Raw genomic sequence first — 22,896 nt, forward strand, 5'->3', positions numbered from 1 at the left:
GCGGCAGACGAGAAACTCGCCTGCCGCCGATCACGACTAATGGTTCAGATTTGCTGCAGGAGCGCCTTGGCCGCTGACTGCTGCTCCTGATTACCCTCCTGGATAACCTCTTCCAGTATCTCTCTTGCGCCTTCCTTGTCGCCCATGTCAAGGTAGGCCCGAGCCAGATCGATCTTCGTCGCCATAGGGTCCGCCGCATCGTCGAGCGGCACCTCCGCAACGGCTTCAGGGGCCGCTACCGGCTCATCCAGACTCAGATCAATGCCACCGAGATCCAGCACGGCCGCCTCGGCAACATCGAGCTTTGGCGCCTCTGCCGCAGGAGCATCAAGCTGGAAGTCGAAGTCGAGCAGATTGCTGTCCGCCTGAGGCGCCGGCTCATCCAGCGCGGGAAGGGGTGGTGCGGTCAACTCAAGGTCCAGCGGCACCGCTTCGTCAGAAGCAAACGCTACCCCATCGGCCAGTGGCGCCTCTACTACCGCCGCCTTGTGTTCGGGCTCGGGAATGGAGAAATCGCCAAGATCGAAATCCATCAGGTTCGACGTTTCGACAGGCGCGTCCAGCACGGGTGCCACAGCATTGGTGTCGATCGTCGCAGCGGAAGAGTCAAACTCCATATCGGCGGCTGCAGCCGGGGCGGCAGGTTCGTCGAGATCGAGCTGGAAATCAACATCGGGATGTGCCGGCTCAACGGCAGGTGCGGCGGAGACCAGCCCCTGCGCGGCAGGCGTCACGGGCAGCTCCATTGCCTGCGTCTTGGCGAAGGGATCAACGCTGGGCGCGGCTTCGGCAGCAGCCGGGCCGTGACCATAAAGGGGATTGGTGGGGTCAAGCTGGCGCCCCATCTCCGCGGCCTTGGCCCACATGGTGCCGTGCCCGCCGGATTCGGCATAGAGCTCGGACGCCATATCCTCGAACGTCGACACGTTCTTGCGCGCGGCGTAGATTTCCAGCAGCTTGAGGCGGATTTCCTGGCGCGTCGGGTCTTTCGCCAACGCATCCTTCAGGATTTCCTCGGCCTGCGCATCCCGACCATAGGCCATGTACACCTCGGCCTCGGCGATCGGGTCCACCTCGTCCGTATCGATCGTCCCGAGCCCCGCACGGCTGAAGTCGGTCAGGAAGGAGCTCTCGGTCGCGTTGGTATTGATGATGGCACCGCCGGTATTACCCAGCACGGTATTTGCCTTGAGATCGCTGCCGGTAAGAATACTGTCTTCGAAGGAAGGCTTCTTACGGCGTCTCGTCCAGAGCAAGGCACCGCCACCAAGCGCAAGGGCTGCAGCACCACCGCCCAAGAGCAACGGATTGCCAAGCAAGCTATCCAGGAACGACGGCTCTGGAGCCGGTGGTGGTGGAACGGCTACCGGCTTGTGTGCAGACTTGGGTTTGACGGGTTCTGCCGGTTTCGTTGCGTCGGGAGCGGGCGCAGGTGCCGATGCAGTTTTCTCTGCCTCAGACTTTGTCTCAACAGGGGTTGCTGGAGCTGGCTTGGCGGCCTCTTCCGGCTTGGCAGGCTGTTTGCCAGCCTGTGCAGATGCCTGCATGTCGGCGCCGGACTTGCTGCGCATGTCCATGAGCTTCTGCATGTCCTGAATGCTCTTTTGCAACGAAGCAATACGCTCGTTTGCATCCTTCAGCGATTTTTCGCGCGCAGTCGCCTCTTCTTCCATCGAGGCGATCTTGTCCTGTAAGGCCTTGCTTTCGACGCCACCGGCGCCTTTCGCTCCCTTGGCGGGCTCGCTCTTGGAGAGCTTGACGACTTCTTGGGAAGGCGCCTTCGGCGGTGCAGCCTTGTCTTCCACCTTACCGGAAATCTTGCCGCTTGCCGACGATTTGGCCTGCGATTCACCCGGCGCTTTGGTCACGGCTTCTGCCAGCTTTTGCCGGTAGGCGTTCCAGTCGCTCGAGTGCGTCTTGATCTCCTGGACGGCATCGTCCTTACTGATCGCGGCGACCGTGCTCTTGTCCGGGACAGCGAGAATCTTGCCTGCCTTGAGGCGATTGATATTCTTGCCGTCGAAAGCATCGCCATTGGCACGGTACAACCCAGCCAGCATCTGGTCGAGGCTCACGCCATCGGGCTTCACCTTCTCCGCGATACTCGCCAGGCTTTCGCCCGGCTTCACCTTGTAGCTGCTGGCGGAGGCAGACTCGGCCTTCGGTGCCTCAGCGGGGGCGGCAGGCTTTGGTGTCTCGGCCGCCTTGGCCTCCATCTTGGGCGCAGCCTTGATGCTCTCGGGGATGGCTGGCTCACCGATACGGGCACCCTTGCGGGCGTAGGACTTCCCCGCCTTGGCGGCAGACCCGATCGCGCCAGCCTTACCGTTTCCCGCGTCACCTGTAACAGCCTGGGTCTGCGGTACACGCGACTGGTCCACTTTAGGAGACTGTTCACCTAGCGGGTCGAGCAGCGCGGTAAATTCTTTTACCAAGCGGCCGGTATTCCAGTTCAGCTCGACCAATACATCGATGAATGGCTCGTTGACCGGCGAGCTGGATTGCACTTTCAGATAGCGCTGACCACTGGGGCGTTTTTCGACTGCGAATCGCAAGCCGGACAGATGGGAAGGGTATTGCAATTGTGCTTCGCGGAACATTTCAGGCGAGGCGAGCTTGGCGCTGAGTGTTGCCACCTCCTCCTCCTGAACCGACACCAGATCAATTTCAGCATTCAGCGGCTGGCCTAAACCGGAAATAACGGTCATCTTGCCAAGCCCGGCTGCATACGATGCAGCGGATAGCCCCAACAAGGAACACGCCAACACGCATGCTTTAATCTTTGATCTTATGCGCACAGTGAAACCCACCCTCAGAAAAAATGACGTGTAAATTAACATTAGCTAATAGCACGCGCAAGCAATTGCTCTAATAACGAAGCCGTTAGCTAATGCTTCTTTCTATACTATATAAAAAATCTCTAATGTGATTATTTTTTTGCCCTGCCCTCTTGGCCCTGCCGCCAGACACATGACAAGCCTCTCTGCATCGCAAATGAATCACCATCCGTGACTCAAAACAAACAGGGCGGTAATTCCGCCCTGTTTGTTTTCCTGCTTTTTTGACTGCCCCTGTGCTCAGCGGGCCAGCAATATCCGCAGCATGCGGCGCAACGGTTCTGCCGCGCCCCACAGCAGTTGGTCGCCGCACACGAAGGCGCTGACATATTCCGGCCCCATGTTCAGCTTGCGAACACGGCCAACGGCTACTTGCAAACCGCCAGTGATGGCAGTCGGCGTCAGTTCCTTCATCGAAATCTCGCGCTGATTCGGCACGAACTTGACCCACTGGTTGCCGTTCTTGATCAGCTCTTCGATCTCGGCCAGCGGCAGATCCTTGTTCAGCTTCAGGGTCAGAGCCAGGCTGTGGCAACGCATGGCGCCGATACGCACGCACAGGCCGTCAACCGGGATGGTCTTGTCGGTGCCCAAGATCTTGTTCACCTCGGCCTGGCCCTTCCATTCTTCCTTGGATTGGCCGTTGTCGAGTTGTTTGTCGATCCACGGGATCAGGCTGCCAGCCAACGGCACGCCGAATTGCTCGGTCGGAAAGGCATCCGAACGCATAGTCTCGGCCAGGCGGCGGTCGATTTCGAGGATGGCTGACGACGGGTTCCCCAGCAGATGAGCAACCGACGCATGCGCCGCGCCCATTTGCGAGATCAGTTCGCGCATGTTTTGAGCGCCAGCGCCGGATGCAGCTTGATATGTCATCGAGCTGACCCAATCGACCAGCCCCGCCTTGAACAGGCCACCCACCCCCATCAGTAACAGGCTGTTGGTGCAATTACCGCCGATGAAGTCCTTGCCGCCCTTGGCCAGTGCGCCGTCGATGACGTTCTGGTTGACCGGATCGAGGATGATCTCGGCACCGGCTTCCATGCGCAGTGTCGAGGCGGCATCGATCCAGTAGCCAGTCCAGCCGGCTGCACGCAGTTTCGGGTGAATCTCGGTCGTGTAGTCGCCCCCCTGGCAGGTGATGATCACGTCCATCGCTTTCAGTTCGTCGATGCTCTTGGCGTCTGTCAGTGCCGGCACGTCCTTACCGATGTCGGGGCCTTTGCCACCGACATTCGAGGTCGTGAAGAAAATCGGATCGATCAGGTCGAAGTCCTTCTCTTCACGCATCCGCTGCATCAGCACGGAGCCAACCATCCCACGCCAACCGACCAAACCTACTCGCATGATTACCTTCCTTAAACGTTACTCAATCAGATCAATACTTTACATCGCCGCAAGCACGGCGTCACCCATGCCAACGGTGGAAACCTTCTCGGTGCCGGCTTCGAAAATGTCGGCCGTGCGGTACCCCTGCGCCAGGACTTTCTTCACGGCAGTTTCGATACGCTGCGCTTCAGTTTCGCGGTTGAAGGTATAGCGCAGCATCATGGCGGCAGACAGGATCGTGGCCAATGGGTTGGCGATATTCTTGCCGGCGATGTCGGGAGCGGAACCGTGGCACGGCTCGTACAGACCCTTGTTGTTCTCGTCCAGCGAGGCCGACGGCAGCATGCCGATGGAGCCGGTCAACATCGAGGCTTCGTCGGACAGGATGTCGCCGAAGATGTTGCCGGTAACGATCACATCGAATTGCTTCGGCGCACGCACCAGCTGCATCGCGGCATTGTCCACGTACATGTGGCTGAGCTCGACATCCGGGTATTCCTTGGCGATGTCGGTCATGACTTCTTTCCAGAACTCGGTGCATTCGAGCACGTTGGCCTTGTCAACCGAGCACAGCTTCTTGTTGCGCTTTTGTGCGATGCGGAAGGCGACGTGGCCGATGCGGCGAATCTCGGATTCGCTGTAGAGCATCGTGTTGAAGCCTTCGCGCTCACCCTTGTCGTTGGTGCGGATGCCGCGTGGCTGGCCGAAGTAGATGTCGCCGGTCAGCTCGCGCACGATCATGATGTCGAGGCCGGATACGACTTCCGGCTTCAACGTGGACGCACCCGCCAACTCCGGATACAGGATGGCCGGACGCAGGTTGCCGAACAGGTTCAGCTCCTTGCGGATGCGCAACAGGCCGCGCTCGGGGCGCAGCGGGCGATCCAGCGTGTCGTACTTCGGGCCGCCAACGGCGCCGAGCAGTACGGCATCCGCCTCCCTGGCCAGCTTCAGCGTGGAATCGGGCAGCGGATCACCGTACGCATCGTAGCCAGCCCCACCGATGGGGGCTTGCTCCATCTCGATGTCCAGGCCATCCGCCTTCAGGCGTTCGAGTACGCGTACCGCCTGTGCGACGATTTCCGGACCAATGCCGTCACCCGGCAACACTGCAATCTTCATATGTTCCAATCTATCCGTTTGCGGCGGCTGCCGCCTTGATTCCATTCAATCTTGCGAGGTCAGCTTTTCGACCAGAATCTTCTCGCACGCCTTGACCACCAGGTAAAAGGCCAATGCCAAGTACCCCGAAACGGCCAGCTCAAACAACTGCCTCAGTGCGCCGTCCTGCACGACGAGCCAGCCATGTTGCCAGAACAGCGCGAGATTGGCCGCCAGCAGGCTGACCAGATTGTAAGAAGCCATCGCAAAGCCGACAAAGGCCATGCCCATGACGCAAAACGCTAGCCCGGCATGTCTCTTCAGCAGGCCGATAACGCGATGCCTGGCCGTCGACATGCCTGCTCCACTAGGCAAACAGCCAGGGCTGGGATTGGCGCAGGGCGGCTTCGTAAGCCTTGATCTTGTCGGCGTGCGCCAAGGTCAGGCCGATTTCGTCGAGGCCATTGAGCATGCAATGCTTGCGATGCGCGGTGATGTCGAACCCAAAGGATGCACCAGAAGGCGTTGTGACCGTCTGCTTCTCGAGATCGACCTGCAGGGCATAACCAGACTGGGCACCGCACTCCTGGAACAGTTGGTCGACCGCCTCGGACGCCAGCACCACGGGCAACAAGCCATTCTTGTAACAGTTGTTGAAGAAGATATCAGCAAAGCTCGGTGCGATCACCACGCGGAAGCCGTAGTCCTCCAGCGCCCAAGGCGCGTGTTCACGCGAACTGCCACAACCGAAGTTTTCCCGGGCCAACAGCACCTGAGCACCACGATAGCGCGGGAAGTTGAGCACGAAATCCTGGTTGAGCGGGCGCTGGCTGTTGTCCATGCCAGGCTCGCCGTGGTCCAGATAACGCCACTCGTCGAACAGGTTGGGGCCGAACCCCGAGCGCTTGATCGACTTCAAGAACTGCTTCGGGATGATGGCGTCGGTGTCGACATTGGCACGGTCGAGTGGGCAGACCAAGCCGTTGAGTAAGGTAAATTTCTGCATGGCTTTACTTGTTGGATGCGTTGCTGATCTTCTCGCCGACCTTCTCAACGTCCTTGCCGAAACCATGAACGGTGTTGCAGGCGCTCAGAAAAGAGGCAAACACAAGTGCAAAAACGAGCACAAAGAGTTTCTTCATGGCGGGCTCCTCAGGCGAAACTACGAACGTCCACGAAATGGCCGGCAATGGCTGCAGCAGCAGCCATGGCAGGGCTCACCAGGTGGGTACGCCCCCCCTGCCCTTGCCGTCCCTCAAAGTTTCGATTCGAAGTCGAGGCACAACGTTCCCCAGGCTCGAGACGATCCGCGTTCATGGCCAGGCACATCGAGCAACCGGGCTCACGCCATTCGAAGCCCGCCTCGACAAACACCTTGTCCAGGCCTTCCGCCTCGGCCTGAGCCTTGACTAGCCCCGAGCCAGGTACCACGAGCACCGCCTTGACGTTGGCAGCTTTCTTGCGCCCCCGCGCAATGTCGGCGGCTGCACGCAAATCCTCGATACGGGAGTTGGTACAGGAGCCGATGAACACCTTGTCGACCGGAATATCGGTAATCCTGGTGTTGGCGTCGAGCCCCATGTACTTGAGCGCGCGCTCGATACTGCCCTTCTTGACCGGATCCGCTTCCTTGGCCGGGTCCGGCACGATCCCGTCCACGGTCACCACCATTTCGGGCGAGGTGCCCCAGGTGACTTGTGGCTTGATGTCTTCCGCCTTCAATTCCACGACCGTATCGAATTGCGCATCGGCATCCGATACCAAGGTGCGCCAGTAAGCGACAGCCTTGTCCCAATTCTCGCCTGTCGGCGCAAACTGCCGACCCTGCACGTAGTCGATCGTGGTCTGATCGACGGCGACCATACCGGCGCGAGCGCCTCCTTCGATAGCCATATTGCACAGGGTCATGCGGCCTTCCATCGACAGACTGCAGATCGCGCTGCCGCCGAATTCGATGGCATAGCCGGTACCGCCGGCAGTGCCAATCCTGCCGATGATGGCAAGCGCCACATCCTTGGCGGTGACGCCCTGGCCAAGCTTGCCATCGACGCGGACCAGCATGGACTTGGACTTCTTGGCAACGAGTGTCTGCGTCGCCATCACATGCTCAACCTCGGACGTGCCGATGCCGTGAGCCAGGCAGCCAAATGCGCCGTGGGTGGACGTATGGCTGTCGCCGCAGACGACGGTCATGCCGGGCAGCGTGGCACCGTTTTCCGGGCCGACGACGTGGACGATGCCCTGCTTCTGATGCTTGAAGGGGAAATAGGCCAGCGCACCAAATTCCTTGATGTTCGCGTCGAGTGTTTCCACCTGCTGACGCGAAATCGGATCCTTGATGCCTTCGTCCCAATGATCGGTTGGCGTATTGTGATCGGCAGTGGCGACGATGGAAGCAATCCGCCAGGGCTTGCGCCCGGCCAGCTTGAGGCCTTCGAAAGCCTGCGGGCTGGTGACTTCGTGAACGAGGTGACGATCGATATAGAGCAAGACCGTGCCGTCGGCTTCTTCATGCACGACGTGGCTTTGCCAGAGTTTGTCGTAGAGGGTGGTTCCGGCCATATTACGTGACGATTTCAGAGGGTGAGCATTCGATTATACACACAGATTTATTGCCGGGCGGCATCAAAAAACGAATTTTTGTTGCTCTGCAATATCTTTGCCAATCAGGCCAATATCGATCCAAAATCTGACACCTAATTGTCGACAACCCGCAGCCATCGCCATGCAATCAGCAAGCCAAGCATGGCCGCAAGGGAAGACAGGCCGTAGATGAGTGTCCCGCCCGAGAGCCGCCACAACGCGCCCGCAGCAAGCCCACCGAGGCTGCCGCCGAGGCCGAACGAGGCACAGATGTAAAGCGCCTGGCCACGAGCCTGATGTCGCCCGGTAAAGAAGCGATGGATGAATGCCATCGACGCGGCATGGTGACTGCCAAACGTAGCCGCATGCAGCAACTGGGCAAAAACCAGGCACGACAACGATGCGGCCACCCAGGCAATCAGCAGAAAACGGAGCACGGCCAACGCCAGCCCGATCAGGAACAGCCTTCGCCAGCCCAGGATGGCCGCCAGGCGGGGCATGACCAGAAAGGCGACCACTTCGGCAATCACGCCAATCGACCATAGATAGCCGATGGCACGCTTGCCATGGCCGCCCTCTTCCAGATAGATCGAGAAGAACGAGTAATAGGGGCCGTGCGCCAGCGCCATGAAGAAACAGGCCAGAAACAAGGCGATGACGGCCGGCTGGCGCAGCACATCCCATAGGGGTCCAGCCTCCTCATGGCGGCCGGCCATCTCGACATCAGGGATAAACCAGCCATACAAGGCGATCGCCATCATTGTCGACAGGATGAACCAGGGCAAGGCGCGGATGCCGGTCCACTCCAGCAGATACCCCATCCCCAGGGCGGCCACGATGAAACCGATGGACCCCCACAGCCTGATCCTGCCGTATCGATGGGTGTGCTTGTCGAGCAGCGTCAGCGTCGTCGCCTCCACCAGCGGCAGGCTTCCGCTCCAGAAAAAACTCATCAGCGCCAACGACGGCAGCTACCAGCCAAAGCGCTGGTCGATCAAGACGCCAACGAAACTGACGACACTCGCCAGGCCAACAAAGCGGATGATCGCAGCACGGCGGCCAATGCGGTCGGCAAGCCAGCCCCACAGATTGGGGCCGACAATGCGCATGATCTGCTGCAAAGACATCAACACGCCAATTTGCCAGGCGGCAAACGACAGGGCTTTCAGATAAAGCCCCCAATAGGCGGAAAAAATGCCGTTGAACGAGAAGTAAGCAAAGTAGAAGCCAGCCAGACGGTAGGCGGCAGGCATTCGCCCGCCGGCCCGAGCCGCCTCGTTCATGGCGCATCGCCCGTGTCAGGCAGGGGTGCAATCGGCGTGGGTTGGGCGTCTAGATTCGGCTGGCGGCCAGCCATTCCAGGATGGCGATACAACCAGGGCGGCACCGGATCGGCGTCCGACCACAGGCCCAGCCCTTGCTCGCGAGCGGACTTTTCAGCCTCCTGGTAACGCGCGAAATCAGATTTCGACTGGCCTCTGCGCGCATATTGCTGGTAATGCCAGGCATAACCATCTGCCAGCTGGGCCAGGTTGATGTCGGTGTCCTGCAACCAGATACGCCCGACGCTACGCCCGTAGCGATCCTTGTCGACGACCTCCACCCGCACCGGCTGCCGGAACACTCTGTCGGCAAGTGCCTGCTTGGCGCGTTGGCCAAAGGCCTGGTGTTTTTCCGGCGCATCGATGAATGCCAGACGTATCTTGTGCTGCACCTGCTCAGCATCGAGCACCGTCACTGTGTCGCCATCGGCAACGGCGACGACCGTTCCTTCGACCCACTCGACCGGCCTGGCACCGGCATGACAAGCCAGCATCAGCAGAGCAAGCGCTAGCAGCCAGCCCAGGGGCGCAAACTTGCGTCCGTTGAAATCAATGGCTGGCATGATCTACAGCATCTTCCTTACCGAGGCAACCAGCGCCGCATCATCGCCAGCCGGCAGATCCCGCCTGACCGGCACGGCAAGGCCACGCTGCACCGCTGGCCTCGCCTCGATGGCGGCCAGCCAGCGCGCCAGATTCGGCAGGCCTTCGATACCCACGCCAGCCCAGGCGTGAGAGCGCACCCAGGGAAAGGTGGCGATATCGGCAATCGAATAGTCGCCGGCGAGGTACTCCACTACCGTCAGACGGCGTTCGAGCACCTCGTAGAGCCGGCGGGTTTCCTTCTGGTAGCGTTCAATGGCATAGGGAATGGGCTCGGGTGCATAACGGAAAAATACATTGGCCTGCCCCTGCATCGGGCCGACCCCTCCGATCTGGAACATCAGCCATTGCAGCGCAATGGAGCGCTGCCTGGCCTCAGCGGGCATGAGCTGCCCCGCTTTCTCCGCCAGATAAATCAGGATGGCCCCTGACTCGAACACGGCAAAGTCGCCATTCTGCCGGTCCACGATGGCCGGAATCCGGCCATTCGGATTGATCTCCAGAAACCAGGGCTGTTTTTGCTCGAGCAAGCCCAGCTGCAACGCGTGCACGGTATAGGACAAGCCCACTTCCTCGAGCATGATGGAGGCCTTGTGGCCATTCGGTGTTGCGGCAGTATAGAGATCAATCATCTTCGCTATCCGTTTCTCAATAAGGACAAGGCAGACTCGTCGAGCTTTCCGTTCAGGCAAGAAAAAACCGCCAGCAATCATGCTGGCGGTTTGTCTGGCGTGCGGCAATCAAGCAGAGAATGACGAACCACAGCCGCAGGTGGAATTCGCGTTGGGATTGCGGATCACGAACTGCGAGCCTTCAATCCCTTCGGTGTAATCGATCTCGGCACCAACCAGGTACTGGTAGCTCATCGGATCGATCAGCAGCATCACGCCTTCCTTTTCCAGCGCGGTATCGTCTTCATTGACGATTTCATCGAAGGTGAAACCGTATTGAAAACCGGAGCAACCGCCGCCCGTCACAAACACGCGCAGCTTCAACTCGGGATTACCCTCTTCGATAATCAGATCCTTAACCTTCGCTGCAGCACTGTCGGTAAACACCAGTGGGCTCGGCATCTCGGCAACGGCACTCATATCTAAACTCCTGAACAAAATCGTTTTTCATTATCCGCCGCTTATGCAGCGATTTCAATCCACCACGGCCTAGGGTTTTTCCCGGCCACCAGCAATGTGACCCGTACCCGGCGAAGTTGTTCCGTTATGGCAGCAAGGGTACAACATCGAGACCAAGCCGCTCATCGAGCCCGAACAGGATGTTCATGTTCTGCACTGCCTGGCCGGCAGCCCCCTTGACCAGATTGTCGATCACCGACAACACCACGACAGTATCGCCGCCCTGCGGACGATGCACGGCAATACGACAAAGGTTGGCGCCACGTACCGAACGGGTCTCCGGATGGCTGCCCGCCGGCAGCACGTCAACGAAGGCCTCCTTGGCATAGCGCTGCTCGTAGAGCGCCTGCAGGTCGATGTCCCGTGTCAAACGGGCATAGAGCGTCGCATGGATGCCACGAATCAACGGCGTCAGGTGAGGCACAAAGGTCAAGCCGACGTCGCCCCCCGCCACTCGCGCCAGCCCCTGCCGGATTTCGGGCAAATGGCGATGGCCACCCACACCGTAGGCCTTGAAATTGTCGCCGGCTTCGGCAAACAGGGTATGCACCTCGGCCTTGCGCCCCGCGCCGCTGACGCCGGACTTGCTATCGGCGATCAGGTTGGCGGTATCGACGACACCCGCTTCGATCAGCGGCAGAAAGCCAAGCTGAACGGCCGTTGGATAGCAGCCAGGATTGGCAATCAGACGCGCGCCACGAATCTGCTCACGATTGAGTTCAGGCAGGCCATACACAGCCTCGGCCACCAATTCGGGGCTAGCGTGCTGCATGCCATACCATTTTTCCCAGGTCGGCACATCCTTGATCCGGTAGTCGGCAGCCAGATCGACGACCTTGACGCCGGCATCGAGCAACTCGCGGGCCTGGGACATCGCGATACCATTCGGTGTGGCAAAGAACACCACGTCGCAGCCCTTGAGATCCGCCCTGGCCGGATCCGAGAAGACCAGATCAACCCAGCCGCGCAGGCTCGGGAACATCTCGGCCACGGGCATGCCGTCTTCCTTGCGCGAGGTAATCGCGGTCAGTTGCACATTGGGATGCTTGGCCAACAAACGAATCAGCTCGACACCCGTATACCCCGTACCGCCAACAATCCCAACCTTGATCACGGACTACCCTCCAGAAGACTTTGTGTGCAGCGCACAATCATAACATGACATCACAACGAGGCCATGTCGCAGCCGCTCCAGCAGAATACAAAAAGCCGCCCAAGGGCGGCTTTTTGCGGGCAATCCGAAACGATTAACGCTTCGAGAATTGCTTGCGGCGACGTGCACCACGCAGACCAACCTTCTTACGCTCAACTTCACGAGCGTCGCGGGTGATCAGGCCAGCCTTGCGCAGGGCGGGCTTCAGCGCTTCATCGTAGTCAACCAGCGCACGGGCGATACCGTGGCGAACCGCGCCGGCCTGACCATTTTCACCACCACCGGTAACGTTGACCTTGATGTCGAACGATTCGGTGTTGTTGGTCAGCTCGAGCGGCTGACGCACGATCATGCGGCCAGTTTCGCGCGAGAAGTACTCGTCCAGCGGCTTGCCGTTGACGATGATTTGGCCCTTGCCAGCAGCCAGGAACACACGAGCAACAGCGCTCTTGCGACGGCCGGTACCGTAGTTGTATTTACCGATCATGATGCTGATTCCTTAGATGTCCAGAACTTTGGGCTGTTGTGCAGTGTGCGGATGTTCGCCGCCAGCGTACACCTTCAGCTTCTTCAGCATCGCGTAGCCCAGCGGGCCCTTCGGCAGCATGCCCTTGACGGCCTTTTCCAGCGTGCGCTCCGGGAAGTTTTCCTGCATTTCGCGGAAAGTGCGCTGGTAGATACCACCGGGGTAGCCAGAGTGACGGTAGTAGATTTTGTCTTCGAACTTCGCGCCGGTGACGCGCAGCTTTTCGACGTTGACGACGACGATGTAGTCACCGGTATCAACGTGCGGGGTGTATTCAGCTTTATGCTTGCCGCGCAGACGGCGGGCAATTTCGGCTGCCAGGCGGCCGAGCACCTTGTCGGTGGCGTCCACGACGAACCAGTCGCGTTTCACCTCATGCGGCTTGGCGGAAAAGGTCTTCATCTAATTGATTCCAAGTAGCTTGAATTTGAGAAAGTTGCGGAGTGTAAGCCAGAACAGACGAGACGTCAAACAAATGCGATACGCGCAATAATCCCAACCCGATGAAATTACAGGGGGTTTATTGCGTCGCACATCTCGTATGTTGCAGCGCAACCTACGCAGGTCACTTGCGTTAACCCCTCCTCCACGCCCCAGAGAGATAAAAAAAGAGGCGCAACCTTGTGGATTGCGCCAAATTCCACCAAAGAAGGAGGATGGAGGAGACAACACCAAAACACACATTGCGTGTAACGTCTTAGTGTTGAGCCAATTATACGGATTTCATAAAATCGCGCAAGCATTTTTGTGCATCGCAGTGTAAATTTATTGTGCAACTGCACAATTTTTCTTGGCAGGTGCCCACCATTCCCTTTCGCTATACAATCGCCGCACTGGATACCGACACAAGGAGCACGCAGGTGAAGGCAAGAATCAAGTGGGTTGAGGACGTCAGCTTTCTGGGCGAAACGGGGAGCGGGCACGCGGTATTGATGGATGGCCCGCCGGAAGGCGGGGGGCGCAACCTCGGACCACGCCCGATGGAAATGGTGCTGCTGGGGACTGGCGGTTGCACGACTTACGACGTGATCCACATTCTAAAGAAGGGTCGCCAGGACGTGCGGGACTGCGTGGTTGAAATCCAGGCCGAGCGCGCCGAGACCGACCCGAAAATCTTCACCAAGATTCACTTCCACTTTGTCGTGACCGGCAAGGGCCTCAAGCCTGACGCGGTGAAGCGCGCGATCGACCTGTCGGCGGAAAAATACTGCTCGGCATCGATCATGCTGGGCAAAACGGCGGATATCACGCACGACTTCGAGCTAGTCGAGGCCTGAGAATCCCGCGGGTATGAAAAAAGCGTCGCGGATGCGACGCTTTTTCTTTGCACTTCAGTCGGGCACGCCTGCCCTGCGGGTCATATCCAGTAAGCGGTGCTGGTCATCACCTTCGACGACAGCTTCATCGCCATTCTGATCGGAAACGGCAACTCGGCCGCACCGTGCTTGACGGCCGTTGTCGCGTGCAGGGCCTCGTCATCGCGCATCTGAGCGAGGACGGCACGGCTCTTGGCATCATCGGGAGGCAGCTTGCCCAGATGTTCGTCAAGATGGCGACATACCTGGCGCTCGGTCTCGGCCAGAAAACCCAGGTTCCAGCGATCCCCCACCACCCCGGCGGCCACGCCAATGGCCAACGACCCGGTGTACCATAGCGGGTTGAGCAGGCTGCGGCGCCCGCCCAGCTCATCGATACGGCGCTCGGTCCAGGCGAGGTGCTCGATTTCTTCCCAGGCAGCGTGTTCAAGCGCCTCTCGCGCCTGCGTGTTGCGTGCCGTCAGCGCCTGCCCTTGGTAAAGCGCCTGCGCGCAGACTTCGCCCACATGGTTGATGCGCATCAGCGCTGCGGCATGCCGCTTGTCCGAGTCACTCATCTCGGCCTCGGGCACGTCTTCATCCGGATGCTTGCGCACGCTATGGGCCGGCGCCAGCAAGGTACGCAGCCCCTTGTCGAAATGGACGATCAATTGGTCGAGATTCAGCATGAAGATCGGGCACACATTCATTGGGAGATGCCCCGCATTCTACCATGGCTCACTCCGCCAGGCCGCGCCAGAACACGGCAGGAAAGGCAACAGCGGAGACGATCAGCAGTGCTGCGCGGTTTCATTTTATAATGGCGGTCTTTGTTCACCTCTTCACTCGGAGTAGTCACATGATTCTCGACCGCGTACCCGCCGGCAAAGACGTTCCCAACGATTTCAACGTTGTCGTCGAAATCCCAGCCAACAGCTCGCCGATCAAGTACGAACTGGACAAGGAAACCGGCGCCATGTTCGTGGACCGCTTCATGGGCACCGCCATGTTCTACCCCTGCAACTACGGCTATGTGCCCAACACCCTGTCGGAAGATGGCGATCCGGTCGACGTGCTGGTGGTGACGCCCTTCCCGCTTCAGATCGGTGTGGTTGTACGTTGCCGCGCGCTGGGCATGCTGAAGATGGAAGACGAAGCCGGCGTTGATGCCAAGCTGGTTGCCGTGCCGGTCGAGAAGCTGTGCCCGATGTACAAGGACATCAAGTCGACCGACGACCTGCCGGAACTGCTGCTGTCCCAGATCGCTCACTTCTTCGAGCACTACAAGGATCTGGAAAAGGGCAAGTGGGTCAAGGTTCAAGGCTGGGCGGACGCCGAGGCAGCCAAGCAGGAAATCGTTGCTGGCGTGGCACGCTACGAAAAGGCGTAAATCTGATCCGGCAGCCATGCCGGGTTCGGAAACCAAAGGGCCGATTCTCGGCCCTTTTTTCGCACCAAAAACAAGCGCTACACCATCAACTCGCACCATTTTAGGGCTGATGCGCCAGCCATAATTGCACCGAATTTGGATATTTTCGTTTCAAATCAGTGTCATATTTCATCTGGAACATGTTTTGCTTTTTATTTCGCACCCTTTTGGTGAGATAAACCCATGGACAAGCTTCAAAACGGTGCCGACGTACTCTTCATCCTGCTCGGCGCCATCTTCATCCTGGCGATGCATGCTGGCTTCGCCTTCCTCGAGTTGGGCACGGTACGCAAGAAGAACCAGGTCAACGCACTGGTCAAAATCCTGACTGACTTCGCCGTTTCCGGCATCGCCTACTTCTTCGTCGGCTACGCGGTGGCCTACGGCGTGGATTTCTTCAGCGGTGCCAAGGTCCTTGCGGCGAAAAGCGGTTACGAGCTGGTCAAGTTCTTCTTCCTGCTGACCTTTGCCGCCGCCATTCCCGCCATCATTTCGGGCGGCATTGCCGAGCGCGCCAAGTTCCACCCGCAGTCGATCGCTACCTTCCTGCTGGTTGGCTTCGTCTATCCCTTCTTCGAAGGCATCGCCTGGAATCAGCATTACGGTGTACAGGGCTGGCTGAAGGCCACGTTCGGCGCCGAATTCCACGACTTCGCGGGCTCCGTGGTGGTGCACGCCGTCGGCGGCTGGATCGCCCTGCCGGCCGTGCTGCTGCTGGGTGCCCGCCGCGGCCGCTATCACAAGGATGGTGCGATCTCGGCCCACCCGCCGTCGAGTATTCCCTTCCTGGCGCTCGGCGCCTGGATTCTGATCGTCGGCTGGTTCGGCTTCAACGTGATGAGCGCGCAAAAGCTCGAGAACATCTCCGGCCTCGTCGCCATCAACTCGCTGATGGCCATGATCGGCGGCACGCTCGTCGCGACCTGGATGGGCAAGAACGACCCCGGCTTCATCCATAACGGCCCGCTGGCCGGCCTGGTTGCTGTGTGTGCCGGCTCGGACCTGATGCACCCGATTGGTGCGCTATTTGTGGGCGGCATGGCCGGCGCGCTGTTCGTGGCAATGTTCACGGTGACCCAGAACCGCTGGAAGATCGACGACGTACTCGGTGTTTGGCCTTTGCACGGCCTGTGCGGCGCGTGGGGCGGCATCGCTGCAGGCATCTTCGGCCTGGAATCGCTCGGTGGCATGGGCGGTGTGGCGCTGATGCCACAAGTGATCGGCACCCTGCTTGGCATCAGCGTGGCGCTGGTCGGCGGTTTTGTGGTCTACGGCACGCTCAAGGCCACGGTCGGCATCCGCCTCGATGCGGAAGAGGAATTCAACGGCGCCGACCTCAGCATCCACAAGATATCCGCGACACCAGAGCGCGAAACCAGCTGGTAAGCGGCACTCAAGGAATCGCCCGGCGGAAGCGGGCGATTCCTTCTTCCAGCAATGGCCTGGCGCAGCCGAAATTGAGGCGTAGGAAGCCCGGCATGCCAAAATCAGCCCCGTCCGACAGCCCCACCCCGGCCTCCTCGAAATACTTGCACGGATGAGCCAGCGCCAGCGCCCGGACGTCGATCCACGCCAGGTAGGTCGCCTGCACGGGGGAAACGCTCACTCCCCGGTAGCCGTCGAGCTCGCTCATCACCATGTCGCGATTGCCCCGCAGATAGTCGATCAACGCCAGGCGCCAGGGTTCGCCATGGCGGTAGGCGGCCTCGGCGGCCACGTAGCCAAGCAGATTGATATGCGGCACGATGCCGCGCGCAGCCACCTCGACCTGATGTCGTAGCCGGGCATCGGGGATGATGGCAAATGCGCAACCGAGCCCGGCGACATTCCAGGTCTTGCTCGGCGCCATCAGCGTGATGGTGCGATTGGCAATATCGGCGGACAGCGCTGCGGTCGGCAGATGAGGGCCCGCCTCGTCGAGCGCCAGATCACAATGAATCTCGTCCGAGCAGATCACCAGATCGTGACGCTCGCAGAAGGCGCTGATCTCCATCAGCTCCTGCCGTGTCCAGACCCGGCCCACCGGGTTGTGTGGGCTGCATAGCAGGAGCAGGCGGGTATCCGCCGTCACGGCAGCCTCCATGGCCGGCCAATTCCAGCCCCAATGGCTCCCCTCCTGCTTCAACGCGACCTCGATGACTCGCCGCCCCGAGAGTTTGGGCGCGCTGCGGAACGGTGGGTACACCGGGATCGCCGTCATCACAGCGTCGCCTGGCTGCCCCACCGCGCGGCATACCACGTTGAGCCCGCTGACCAAACCCGGCAGCCAGACGATCCAGTCCGGGCTGATCTGCCAGCCGTGACGCTGGGCAAGATAGGTGCAAATGGCATCCGCCAGTGCCGGCAGCGGTGCCGAATAGCCGAATACGCCTTGCTCGACGCGTTTGGCCAGCGCCTCCACCACTGCCGGCGGAGAACGGAAATCCATGTCGGCCACCCACATCGGGATGACGTCGTCGGAGCCATATTTATTCCATTTCACGCTGTCGCCGGCGCGGCGGTCAGGTGCATCGTCAAAGTCGAAGGTCATGTCGCGTCCTGATCATCATCGGGAGGGAGAGACGTTTGATAACCCCCGTCATCGCAGGCAGACTATGCTGGGGTTGCCAACGCCGGCGATCAAACAGGGAGAGGATTCACATGCAGTATGTCAGTTTGGGCGAGAACGCGCTTACCGTGTCGAAGATTTGCCTCGGCAGCATGACCTGGGGTGAACAGAATACCGAGCAGGAGGCGCACTCGCAGCTCGACTACGCCATTGGGCGGGGTGTCAATTTCATCGATGCGGCGGAAATGTACCCGGTGCCAACGCGTGCCGAGACCCAGGGACGGACGGAATCCTGCATCGGCAGCTGGCTCGCGCGTCAGGATCGCAGCAAGCTCGTGCTCGCGACCAAGGTCGCAGGCCCTGCGCGCGGCCTGGAATGGCTGCGCCAGGGCCGCCCGATCGCACTCGACGGGGCCCAGATTCGCGAGGCGGTGGAAGGCAGCCTGCGCCGCCTGCGCACCGATTACATCGATCTTTACCAAATCCACTGGCCCGCGCGCTATGTTCCGATGTTCGGCCAGGTCGGCTACGATCCGCGGCTCGAGCGCCCGGCGCCGGCGATCCGGGAGCAGCTGGAGGCGCTATCCCGGCTAGTGGAAGAAGGCAAGCTGCGGCACATCGGCGTCAGCAATGAAACCTCGTGGGGAGTCTGTCAATTCATCCGGCTCGCCGAGGACTACGGCCTGCCTCGCGTGGTCAGCATCCAGAACGCCTACAGCCTGCTGAACCGCAGCTTCGAGATGGGGCTGGCGGAAACCTGCCACATGGAGCGAGTGGGCCTGCTCGCCTACAGCCCCCTGGCCTTCGGCCTGCTGTCGGGAAAATACCTCGACGACCCGGCGGCAGATGGCCGCATGACGCGCTTTCCGCGCTTTGGCGGGCGTTACCAGAAACCTGGCGTGAGCGAGGCCGTGCGGGAATACGTGGCACTTGCCCGCGAGCACGGGCTGAGCCCGGCGCAGATGGCGCTGGCTTTCGTCAATTCGCGCTGGTTCGTCGCCAGCAATATCGTCGGCGCTACCAGCCTGGGCCAGCTCAAAGAGAATATCGACAGCCTGTCGCTGGCGCTCAGCGATCCCGTCGTTTCTGCCATTGAGACGATCCACCAGCGTTATTCGAACCCGGCACAGTAGCGGGCAACGTCACGATCGGCGGCTTGGCGACACCGTCGCCGAAGGTGATCTCGATCTTCTTGCGGCTGCGCACATACTTGCCATCCTTCATCGCCGGGGTGAAGCGCGCGTTGCGCCAGACAGCGAGCCCCGCGTCGTCCATCAGGCCAGGCGGGTCGGATTCGAGCAGCTGCACCTCGTCCACCTGCCCGGTTTCATCGATCAGCAACAGCAGCAGCGCCCTGCCATCGGGCGCCGACTGTGCCTCGGCAAGCGGAATGTAGGGGGTGATCTCGCCCAGCGGTTTGGCCAGCTGATCGAGCTCGGTGGGCGGATAGTAGTTGAGATCGGGCGCCTCGATCACACCAAGGCTCGGCAGCCAGGGCAGTGGCGACGCGTTCGCGCTATGGCTGGCGGGTGCGTCCGAATCCGGCGCAGTCGCGGGTGCCGGGGGCTCGGCAGGCGGGCTGCCTGGGTCGGCTTGCGGCGGCAACGGTGCCTCGACATGCACGGCAGAGGTGCTCTGCGTCACAATCTTCGGTACGGGCGCAGGCGCGGGCAGCTTCGTCGGCGCAGGGCGCGGCTTGGCAAGACGCAGATTGAGCACCACATCATGCTGGCGCGGCGCGCCCTCGCCGTACACCGCCAGCCCGAACACGACAAATATATGCAAGGCCAGGGCCAGCACCAGCGCGATGGCCAAGCGCATCAGCTGGCGCACATTCCATCGTTGTTCCGCTACGGGCTGGCCACTCGGCGCCATGAGTCAGCTCAGGGTTGGCTTACTTGCCTTCCGCAGCCTTGAGCTCCGCCTCGATCTGCTCGCGCGGGACCGCACCGGGCACCAGTTTGCCGTTCGAGAACACGATGCCTGGCGTGCCGCTGATACCGTTGCGTGCGCCGAGTTCGGCAATCTCCGCGAGTGGCGTGTCGCACTTGCCATCGTTCGCGGGCAGCTTGCCGTCGAGCATGAAGTCCGTCCATGCCTTGGCACGATCCGGCGCACACCAGATCAGCGCCGACTTGTGTGGCGCATCGGGGTGCAACTGCGCCAAGGGATACAGCAAGGTGTAGATCGTAACATCGGTCACGTCCTTCAGGCTCTGCTGCTCCAGCCGCTTGCAGAACGGGCAATCGGGGTCGGAGAACACCACCATCTTGCGCGAGCCATTGCCCTTCACCACCTTGATCGCACGATCGAGCGGCAGGCTGGCGAAGTCGATCTTGCTGAGTTCGGCGACACGGGCCTCGGTCAGGCTCCTGCGGGATTTCAGATCGACCATGTCACCGTCAAATAGGTAACGTGCTTCGCGGTCGACATAGACGATGTCCTTCTTGTTCAGCACAACCTCGAACAAACCGGCAAGCGGCGTCGGCGAAATGCTGACCACCTTGGCGTTGGGAAAATTGACCAGGAGCTTTTTCTGCACATCAGCAGTGACCAGCTTGCCGTCCTTCGCGTCAGCCGCGCCGGCGGCATTGGTATCGTTCAACAGGCAGGCAGAAAGCGACAGTGTCAAGGCCGCAACGGCGCTGACACGGCTGAATCGAGTGGAAAACGTCATGAATATTCCTTTATCCCAGGGCATGGCGGACCAGGGCATGCTTTATCGGCCCCAGCTTATCGGTGAACGCGAGCCCGGTATTGCGTAGCCAGGCCAGCAGCTTGTTGTCGTTGTTGAAGAGGCGCTGCAAGCCGTCCGTGACGGCCTGCATGGCCACGATGTCTTCCTTGCGCGCACGCTCGTAGCGACGCAGCAGCAGGTGCTCGCCGATATCGCTGCCGGCCGGCGCCTCACCCAGCACACGCGCCAGTTCACGGGCATCCTGAAAGCCAAGATTGACGCCCTGCCCGGCAAGCGGATGCACATTATGGGCAGCATCGCCGATCAGCGCGAGACGATGGCTGGCGATACGCTCCAGATGCAGCAGGCGCAGCGGGAAGGCCGCTGCCGGTGTGATCAGCTCGAGCCGGCCAAGCGCATGTTCGCCAGCCTCGGCCACACGCTCGCACAGCGTCGCGGCATCCAGCGTGAGCAGCGCATCCGCCTGTTCATCCCAGGTCGACCACACCATGGACACGCGCCGACCGGGCAAGGGCAGCCACGCCAGAATGCCGTCGGGAAAGAACCACTGCCGGGCAACGCCGTCGTGCGGCTGCTCGGTTGCGAAATTGGCGACGACCCCCTTCTGCCGGTACAGCCGTGGTGCGGCGCCGATGCCGGCTTGCTGGCGCACCCAGGAGTTGGCGCCATCCGCACCGACCACGAGCGGCGCGCTCAGCACGCGGCCGTCGGCCAGCGTCAGGCGCGCGGCGTCATCGTCGAGCTGCAAGGCGGTCGGCTCTGCCGGCGCGATCACGTCGATGGCGTCGCAGCCCTGCACCGACTGCCACAGGGCGGCCTGCAACAGGCGGTTTTCGAGGATGCAAGCAAGCTCCTCTGTACGAATTTCATCCGCGCTGAATTCGAGCACCGAAGACCGGCGATCGCCCGCCACCCGCATGCGTTCGACGGCGCATAGCCGGCCCGCATCCATATGCTGCCAGGCGCCGATATCGGTCAGAAAACGGCGACTGCCTGGGCTGATCGCATAGATGCGCACATCCCAGCTGTCGTCCTGCGGCAAGGGCTGTGGTGGTCGCCCCTCCAGCAAGGCGATGCGACGGCCACTGTCACGCAGAGCGGCCGCCAGACTGGCGCCGACCAGGCCGGCGCCGACGATAATGAGGTCGTAGGAGGTCATTTTCCGCTGCCAAACACCATATGTTGGGTAAACCGCCTGCGTGCCGCCGGCAGCAGATCGAGCGCCACCAAGCCTGTCCCACGCGCAGTGCTCAGCAAGGAGCCGTGCAAACCGAACAGCTTGATCAGACTATCGGTAAAGGCGGTGGTTGCCGTCACATCGCGCGCGCGGCGGCGCTGATAACGCTGCAGCATGTCGCTATTACCGATTTCGCCGCGTGGGCACGCCTTGATCTCCAGCGCCAGATCCAGCGCGTCGCGCAGCCCGAGATTGGCGCCCTGCCCGGCAACCGGATGCAGCACCTGGGCCGCGTTGCCGATCAACGCCGTACGGGTGGTGACCGGCTGTACCAGGCGCTTCAGCGCCAACGGGAAAGCCACACGCGGGCCGGCGCCGACAAAGCGCCCTGCCCGGTCACCAAATGCCTGCTGCAAGCGCTCGATGAATACCTCGTCCGTCAGAGCAAGCCATTCCGGCGCGACGGCGCTGTCTCGCGTCCATACCAGAGCAAAGCCGTCGCCATGCGGCAGCAGCGCCATCGGGCCATCCACATCGAAGCGCTCGTAGGCCACGCCACGATGCGGCTTGTCGCTTCGCACATTGCAGACGATGGCATGCTGGCCGTAGTCGTGCTCACGCCGTTCAATGCCGGGCAGTTGGGTCAGCCCCTTGCCGCCATCGGCCACCACGACCAGGCCCGCCGTCAGCAGGCGTACCTCGCCACCCTGCCGCACGCGTAGGGCTGCATACCCGGACAAGAGCTTGATCTCGTCGAGTGCGACACCAGTGACGTAGTGGCAGGGGCCATCCTGCAAGGCCTGCTCGCAGGCGCGGGCCAGGCTGCTGTAATTGACCACATAGCCCAGGGCCGGCAGCCGCAGCTCATCACAGCTCAGGGTGGCATGGCCGAACCCATCGCGCTGCGACACGTGCACGGTTTCGATCGCCGTGCCATCACCGATCTGGCGCCAGACGCCGAGCTTGTCCAGGGCGTCGATACTGCCGTAGGACAAGGCCAGCCCGCGCGGGTCGGCGCCGACCGGCTCGCTGCGTGCTTCGAGCACCGCCACTGCGAGGCCGCTGTCGCATAGGGCGAGAGCCAGTGCCGCGCCAACCGGGCCACCGCCGACGATGGCGATATCGAGATGTTCGGGAAGTCGTGCTAGCGAGGAAATCATCATTG

The 22,896-nt window shown here is 60.9% G+C and carries 23 protein-coding genes and 1 pseudogene; 4 read left to right on the forward strand and 20 right to left on the reverse strand.

What is annotated here, in order from left to right:
• Nucleotides 1-44: 44 nt before the first annotated feature.
• The 14 genes and pseudogenes from ABWL39_RS08100 to rplM all read right to left on the reverse strand — a co-directional run bounded on the left by ABWL39_RS08100 (nt 45) and on the right by rplM (nt 12,986).
• Nucleotides 45-2,708 carry a FimV/HubP family polar landmark protein gene (locus ABWL39_RS08100; protein WP_367788880.1) on the reverse strand — a complete coding sequence of 888 codons (2,664 nt, stop codon included), beginning with the start codon at nt 2,706-2,708 and terminating at the stop codon, nt 45-47.
• A 369-nt stretch (nt 2,709-3,077) separates the two neighbouring features.
• Nucleotides 3,078-4,184, reverse strand: coding sequence for an aspartate-semialdehyde dehydrogenase (asd, locus tag ABWL39_RS08105; RefSeq protein ID WP_367788882.1), 1,107 nt, complete (start codon nt 4,182-4,184; stop codon nt 3,078-3,080).
• Between the two features lie 39 nt (nt 4,185-4,223).
• Nucleotides 4,224-5,288, reverse strand: a complete 1,065-nt coding sequence (gene leuB / locus ABWL39_RS08110) for a 3-isopropylmalate dehydrogenase (RefSeq protein ID WP_367788884.1) — start codon at nt 5,286-5,288, stop codon at nt 4,224-4,226.
• A gap of 45 nt (nt 5,289-5,333) precedes the next feature.
• Nucleotides 5,334-5,624, reverse strand: coding sequence for a hypothetical protein (locus tag ABWL39_RS08115; RefSeq protein ID WP_367788886.1), 291 nt, complete (start codon nt 5,622-5,624; stop codon nt 5,334-5,336).
• 10 nt (nt 5,625-5,634) lie between these two features.
• A complete protein-coding gene (gene leuD / locus ABWL39_RS08120) occupies nt 5,635-6,273 on the reverse strand; it encodes a 3-isopropylmalate dehydratase small subunit (RefSeq protein ID WP_367788888.1) in 639 nt (212 codons plus the stop codon).
• 4 nt (nt 6,274-6,277) lie between these two features.
• The gene (locus ABWL39_RS08125; RefSeq protein ID WP_367788890.1) at nt 6,278-6,409 is read right to left on the reverse strand and encodes an entericidin A/B family lipoprotein; all 132 of its coding nucleotides are present in this window, start codon (nt 6,407-6,409) and stop codon (nt 6,278-6,280) included.
• Nucleotides 6,410-6,419: 10 nt separating this feature from the next.
• Nucleotides 6,420-7,829, reverse strand: coding sequence for a 3-isopropylmalate dehydratase large subunit (gene leuC, locus ABWL39_RS08130; RefSeq protein ID WP_367788892.1), 1,410 nt, complete (start codon nt 7,827-7,829; stop codon nt 6,420-6,422).
• 134 nt (nt 7,830-7,963) lie between these two features.
• Nucleotides 7,964-9,133, reverse strand: a pseudogene (locus ABWL39_RS08135) (MFS transporter).
• On the reverse strand, nt 9,130-9,735 hold the full coding sequence (locus tag ABWL39_RS08140; RefSeq protein WP_367788894.1) for a thermonuclease family protein: 606 nt from the start codon (nt 9,733-9,735) through the stop codon (nt 9,130-9,132). The pseudogene ABWL39_RS08135 and the gene ABWL39_RS08140 overlap by 4 nt, the downstream one beginning before the upstream one ends.
• A gap of 3 nt (nt 9,736-9,738) precedes the next feature.
• Nucleotides 9,739-10,407 carry a glutathione S-transferase family protein gene (locus tag ABWL39_RS08145; RefSeq protein ID WP_367788896.1) on the reverse strand — a complete coding sequence of 223 codons (669 nt, stop codon included), beginning with the start codon at nt 10,405-10,407 and terminating at the stop codon, nt 9,739-9,741.
• A gap of 108 nt (nt 10,408-10,515) precedes the next feature.
• On the reverse strand, nt 10,516-10,866 hold the full coding sequence (gene erpA / locus ABWL39_RS08150) for an iron-sulfur cluster insertion protein ErpA (RefSeq protein WP_367788898.1): 351 nt from the start codon (nt 10,864-10,866) through the stop codon (nt 10,516-10,518).
• A gap of 124 nt (nt 10,867-10,990) precedes the next feature.
• Complete coding sequence (argC, locus tag ABWL39_RS08155) at nt 10,991-12,019, reverse strand: N-acetyl-gamma-glutamyl-phosphate reductase (protein WP_367788901.1); 1,029 nt, start codon at nt 12,017-12,019, stop codon at nt 10,991-10,993.
• Between the two features lie 133 nt (nt 12,020-12,152).
• Complete coding sequence (gene rpsI, locus ABWL39_RS08160; RefSeq protein WP_367788904.1) at nt 12,153-12,545, reverse strand: 30S ribosomal protein S9; 393 nt, start codon at nt 12,543-12,545, stop codon at nt 12,153-12,155.
• 12 nt (nt 12,546-12,557) lie between these two features.
• Nucleotides 12,558-12,986 carry a 50S ribosomal protein L13 gene (rplM, locus tag ABWL39_RS08165; RefSeq protein ID WP_367788906.1) on the reverse strand — a complete coding sequence of 143 codons (429 nt, stop codon included), beginning with the start codon at nt 12,984-12,986 and terminating at the stop codon, nt 12,558-12,560.
• 458 nt (nt 12,987-13,444) lie between these two features.
• Here rplM and ABWL39_RS08170 point away from each other — a divergent pair, with 458 nt between their 5' ends.
• The gene (locus ABWL39_RS08170) at nt 13,445-13,861 is read left to right on the forward strand and encodes an OsmC family protein (protein ID WP_367788908.1); all 417 of its coding nucleotides are present in this window, start codon (nt 13,445-13,447) and stop codon (nt 13,859-13,861) included.
• Between the two features lie 80 nt (nt 13,862-13,941).
• Here ABWL39_RS08170 and coq7 read toward each other — a convergent pair whose 3' ends face one another.
• Nucleotides 13,942-14,568, reverse strand: a complete 627-nt coding sequence (coq7, locus tag ABWL39_RS08175; RefSeq protein ID WP_367788910.1) for a 2-polyprenyl-3-methyl-6-methoxy-1,4-benzoquinone monooxygenase — start codon at nt 14,566-14,568, stop codon at nt 13,942-13,944.
• A 170-nt stretch (nt 14,569-14,738) separates the two neighbouring features.
• On the opposite strand from coq7, the gene ppa reads away from it, so the two are divergent.
• Together ppa and ABWL39_RS08185 are read left to right on the forward strand one after the other, a co-directional pair.
• Entirely contained in the window at nt 14,739-15,269 is a 531-nt protein-coding gene (gene ppa, locus ABWL39_RS08180) for an inorganic diphosphatase (protein ID WP_367788912.1), read from the forward strand.
• Nucleotides 15,270-15,491: 222 nt separating this feature from the next.
• Complete coding sequence (locus ABWL39_RS08185; protein ID WP_367788914.1) at nt 15,492-16,694, forward strand: ammonium transporter; 1,203 nt, start codon at nt 15,492-15,494, stop codon at nt 16,692-16,694.
• A gap of 7 nt (nt 16,695-16,701) precedes the next feature.
• Here ABWL39_RS08185 and ABWL39_RS08190 read toward each other — a convergent pair whose 3' ends face one another.
• Complete coding sequence (locus ABWL39_RS08190; protein WP_367788916.1) at nt 16,702-17,838, reverse strand: MalY/PatB family protein; 1,137 nt, start codon at nt 17,836-17,838, stop codon at nt 16,702-16,704.
• 110 nt (nt 17,839-17,948) lie between these two features.
• Here ABWL39_RS08190 and ABWL39_RS08195 point away from each other — a divergent pair, with 110 nt between their 5' ends.
• The gene (locus tag ABWL39_RS08195) at nt 17,949-18,989 is read left to right on the forward strand and encodes an NADP(H)-dependent aldo-keto reductase (protein WP_367788918.1); all 1,041 of its coding nucleotides are present in this window, start codon (nt 17,949-17,951) and stop codon (nt 18,987-18,989) included.
• Here the strand turns inward: ABWL39_RS08195 and ABWL39_RS08200 are convergent.
• The 4 genes from ABWL39_RS08200 to ABWL39_RS08215 are packed head-to-tail and all read right to left on the reverse strand — an operon-like array spanning nt 18,925 to nt 22,894.
• Nucleotides 18,925-19,731, reverse strand: a complete 807-nt coding sequence (locus ABWL39_RS08200) for a TonB family protein (protein ID WP_367788920.1) — start codon at nt 19,729-19,731, stop codon at nt 18,925-18,927. The two genes, ABWL39_RS08195 and ABWL39_RS08200, sit on opposite strands and share 65 nt — an antisense overlap.
• Nucleotides 19,732-19,750: 19 nt before the next feature.
• A complete protein-coding gene (locus ABWL39_RS08205) occupies nt 19,751-20,533 on the reverse strand; it encodes a DsbC family protein (protein WP_367788922.1) in 783 nt (260 codons plus the stop codon).
• A gap of 10 nt (nt 20,534-20,543) precedes the next feature.
• Entirely contained in the window at nt 20,544-21,713 is a 1,170-nt protein-coding gene (locus tag ABWL39_RS08210) for a UbiH/UbiF family hydroxylase (protein WP_367788924.1), read from the reverse strand.
• On the reverse strand, nt 21,710-22,894 hold the full coding sequence (locus ABWL39_RS08215; RefSeq protein WP_367788926.1) for an FAD-dependent monooxygenase: 1,185 nt from the start codon (nt 22,892-22,894) through the stop codon (nt 21,710-21,712). The genes ABWL39_RS08210 and ABWL39_RS08215 overlap by 4 nt, the downstream gene beginning before the upstream one ends.
• Between the last annotated feature and the right edge of the window lie 2 nt (nt 22,895-22,896).

It is taken from the genome of Chitinivorax sp. PXF-14 (genome assembly GCF_040812015.1).
Lineage (GTDB): Bacteria > Pseudomonadota > Gammaproteobacteria > Burkholderiales > SCOH01 > JBFNXJ01.